The sequence below is a fragment of the Kitasatospora sp. NPDC057198 genome, assembly GCF_042670125.1.
Taxonomy (GTDB): domain Bacteria; phylum Actinomycetota; class Actinomycetes; order Streptomycetales; family Streptomycetaceae; genus Kitasatospora.
Genome location: NZ_JBHUWH010000607.1, coordinates 1 through 4,059 on the forward strand (window position 1 = coordinate 1; position 4,059 = coordinate 4,059).

The 4,059-nt window shown below is 76.3% G+C and carries 3 protein-coding genes; all 3 read left to right on the forward strand.

From position 1 onward, the window contains the following. The first annotated feature begins 103 nt into the window (after positions 1–103). Positions 104–1,807: a telomere-associated protein Tap gene (gene tap, locus ACFUEL_RS36420; protein ID WP_380241984.1), complete on the forward strand. Its 1,704-nt coding sequence runs from the start codon at positions 104–106 to the stop codon at positions 1,805–1,807. Positions 1,808–1,842: 35 nt separating this feature from the next. Further along, positions 1,843–2,385 (forward strand): telomere-protecting terminal protein Tpg, encoded by a 543-nt coding sequence (tpg, locus tag ACFUEL_RS36425; protein ID WP_380241985.1) that lies wholly within the window; start codon positions 1,843–1,845, stop codon positions 2,383–2,385. A gap of 80 nt (positions 2,386–2,465) precedes the next feature. Next, positions 2,466–4,059: protein kinase (locus ACFUEL_RS36430; RefSeq protein WP_380241987.1), on the forward strand; the 1,594-nt coding region annotated here is incomplete at its 3' end.

Consider the following 4,059-nt stretch of genomic DNA (forward strand, 5'->3'; position numbering starts at 1 on the left):
TCCCGGACCCGCTCCCGCTCCCGCGCCGGTGACCGGCGGCCGGGGGGCCGGGAGTGCGGCCCGGGGCGGGAGCGGGAGCGGCGGCGGGAAGGCGCGCAGGGCCGTGGCGGGGGAGGACTGGGAGCAGGCGGCCGCCGCACGGTTCCCGGGCGGCCCGCTGGCCGTGGTGGAGGTGGCGGCGGACGGGCGCGGGCTGGTGGCGTACGGCGCGGACGGGACGGAGCTGGCGGGGGAGGCGCCGACCGGGCCGGGCGTGGCCGGGCTGCTGGAGTGGGCGCTGGCGGCGCGCCTCGGATCGGCGCGGCTGCACCGGTACGGCAAGGACGGCGACCCGCTGGTGGTGCTGACCGACGCCGCCGCCACCGAACTCGGCCTGCCGCCCGCCGGGCGCGACGAGAAGACCCAGTACGTGGCCCGGGTCGGCCGGCTGGCCGACACCCACAAGCAGGTCAAGGCGCTGGCGAAGGACGGCTGGCAGCTGACCCGGCGCGGCTTCGGCCCCTGGGCCCGGATCTACCGTGAGCCCGAGGCCGGCCGCCGCCAGTGCGTGCAGCTGTGCGTGCTGCCGTGGGGCGCGCTGGACGGCGGCGGCTGGAAGCTCCCGGAAGGGCTCTCCGCCCCCGAACTCGCCCGCCTGCTCGGCACGTACGCCGCCCGGGTGCACACCCCGCGCGGCTCCACCGCCGTCTCCGGGCTGGAGCTCGTCACCGCGCTGCGCCCGCCGACCCGGCCGGTGCGCACCGGCAGCGGCTGGACGTCCGGCCCGGTGGAGGGCTCCCGGTACCGGGTGTTCGACGCCGCGCCGCCCGAGGTGCCCGACGAGCACCCGCTGGCCGCCGAGCGCGAGGACGACGCCGTGCTGGTCACCGAAGCCTGGGACTGGCACCGTCCGCTCACCGAGCGGGAGGAGGGCGCCCCGTTCGCCGTCGGACTCGACGTCAACATGGCCTTCCTGGCCGCCGCCGGGCGGCTGAACGTCCCGCTCTCCGAGCCCGTCCACGAGCTGGACCCGGTCTTCGACAAGAAGACCCCGGGCAGTTGGCGCGCCGACCTCAGCGGTCTCGTCCTCGACCCGCTGCTGCCCAACCCGTTCACCGCCGACGGCAGCGCGCCCACCGGCCCGGCCTGGTACAGCACCGCCAAACTCGCCTACGCCGTCGAGCTCGGCGCGGACGTCCGCCCCAGCGAGGGCTGGCTGCGCCACGAGTCGGGCCCCTACCTCGACCCGTGGCACAAGCGGCTGCGGCAGGCGTACGTCGACACGATGGCCGCGCTCGGCGTCCCGCTCGACCTCGCCGACCGGGACCCGGCGGCCTTCCTGGACGCGATGGCCGCGCTCGGCGGGGGCGACCCGGCCGAACTGGCCGTGCTCGGCGCGATCAAGCAGACCGCCAAGGGCACCATCGGCAAGTTCCGCGAACGCCCGCGCGGCTTCGGCTACCGCCCCGGCCGGCGCTGGGCCGCCCTCGACCGCCCCACCTGGGACCCGCTGGTGCGCGCCCTGGTGATCGACACCGCCACCGTCAACCTGCACCGCAAACTCGTCCGGCTGCACTCCGAACTCGGCACCCCGCCGCTCGCCGTGCTCTCCGACTGCGCGGTCTTCGCCGCCCCCGGACCGTCCGCGCCGGACGTGCTGCGCCGCCCCGACGGCGGCCTCAGCACCGCGCTGCGACTCGGCGTCTCACCCGGGCACGTCAAGTTCGAGGGCAGCCGGCCGCTCGCCGAGATCCGCGGACTGATCGCCGACGGCGCCAACCCCGCCCGCCACATCAAGACCGGCGGCCTGGTCTCCGCCGACGAGTGAACCGTCCCAGCGCAGCAGCGAGGAAGTGACGCCCCGTGGGGGAGATCGACGAAGGACTGGAACGGGTCGAACGGACCAGGCCGATCCCGCGCACCGTGCCCGCCCGGGTCCGGTACCTGGTCAAGCACGCCAAGGGCTCCACCCGGGCGGTCGCCGCCGAACTCGGCGTCTCCCAGCGGACCGTGCAACGCTGGCTGAAGGGCACCATCGCCCCCAAGCCGGACGCCGCCCGCCGGATCGAGGAACGGGTGCGGGCCACCTGGCAGCCCGGCGTGCGCCGACGGGTCCGCCGCCGGGCCGAGGAGCAGGGCTTCATGCTGCACATCCATGCCCGGTTCGGCTACAGCGCGGCGGGCGGCTCGACGGACGACCCGCGCGAGCGGCTGATCACCCAGCACCTGCCCGGCGACGTCGCCCGCGAGCTGTACGCCGCCCGGGACGCCGGGGCGGGCGAGGCCGCCCAGCAGCGCATCCTGGCCGCCGCCCTCCAGGACCACTACTTCAAGGACCGGGGCCGCCGGGCCGAGGGCCTGACCGCCGAGATCAACGACCTCGGCTGGCTGGAACTGGAGGTCTGAGCCCCCGTCACCCCCCGCGCCGGATCACGAACAGATCATGGCCGCCCGGACGGTCACCGGCGGCCGGTAGCCTGTGCGCCGTGACAGACGCGGACGGCATGTTGATCGGTGGGCGGTACCGGCTGATCGAGCCGGTCGGACGGGGCGGAATGGGCCGCGTCTGGCGGGGACGGGACGAGACCCTGCACCGCGAGGTCGCCGTCAAGGAGATCCTGTTCCCGGCCGGACTCGACGAGGAGCAGCGGGAGTTGCTGCTCCAGCGGGTGATGCGGGAGGCCCGGGTCGCGGCCGGGCTCAACCACCCCGGGATCATCACGGTGTTCGACGTGGTGGAGCACGACGGCGCCCCGGTGATCGTGATGGAGTTCGTGGTCGGCACCTCGCTGGCCGCCACCGTCCGGGACCACGGCCGGCTGCCCGCCCCCCGGGTCGCCGAGATCGGCCTGGCCGTGCTGGACGCGCTGACCGCCGCGCACGCCGCGGGCGTCGTCCACCGGGACCTGAAACCCGACAACATCCTGCTCAGCGGCAACCGCGTGGTGCTCACCGACTTCGGCATCGCCAGCATCGCCGACGCCACCATGTCCCTCACCAACACCGGCACCCTGCTCGGCACCCCGGCCTACATGGCGCCCGAGCAGCTCGACGGCAAGCCCGCCACCGCCTCCTCCGACCTGTGGTCGCTGGGCGCGACCCTGCACACCGCCGTCGAGGGCGAGGCCCCCTTCGCCGCCACCACGCTGACGGCCCTCTACGTCGCCATCCTCACCCAGCCGCCGCGGCCGTCCCAGCACGCCGGACCGCTCGCCCCGGCGCTGCTGGGCCTGCTGGTCAAGGACCCCGGGCTGCGGCTGAGCGCCGAGCAGGCCGTCCGCGCGCTGACCGCGGCCGCCCGGCCCGCGCCCGCCACCCCGCCCGCGCCCGTTCCCGCGCCGTACCACGGGACGGTCCGCGACGCGGTCCCGGCCGCGCCCGCCACCCCGGCAGCGCCCGCCACCCCGGCCGCCCCGGTGCCGCCCGTACCGTTCGCCCCGCCGCCGCTCCCGAGCACCCCGCCGCCCGTGCCGACGGCGACACCGGCCCAGGGCCAGGCACAGGCGCAGCTCCCGGCGCAGCTTCCGACCCCGGCCCCCGCCCCGGCCCCGACTCCGGTCCCGGTCCCGGCGCCGGTTCCGGTGGACAGCCCGAATCCGTACGCCTCCCCGGTCCCGTTCCCGAACCCGTACGCCACGCCGCTGCCCCCGGTCCTGACGGACCATCGGCCCACCGCGCCCGGCGGCCCCGGCAGGCGCCGCCGCGTCCTGCTGTTCGGCGCGCTCGGCGTGCTCGCCGCGGTGGTGCCGGCGAGCATCCTGGTGACGAACATGCTGGAGCACCGGAAGGACGCTGGCGACGGTGGCGGTTCCTCCCCCTCGGCCTCCCCGTCGCCGTCGCCCCGGACGAGTGGCGGGGGCACCGGCACCACCACCGCCGCGGAGTACAACGCGGCGATCGACCAGGTGCTGAACCCGTCCGACCGGAAGGGCGGCACCCTCAAGCTCGGCACCCCCAGCGACCTGGACTCGCTGGACCCGGCGAGCAGCTACTTCGGCTACACCTGGAACTTCCAGCGCCTCTACGTCCGCACCCTGTTCGCCTACGACGGCAAGCCCGGCCAGGCCGGCACCGCCGTGG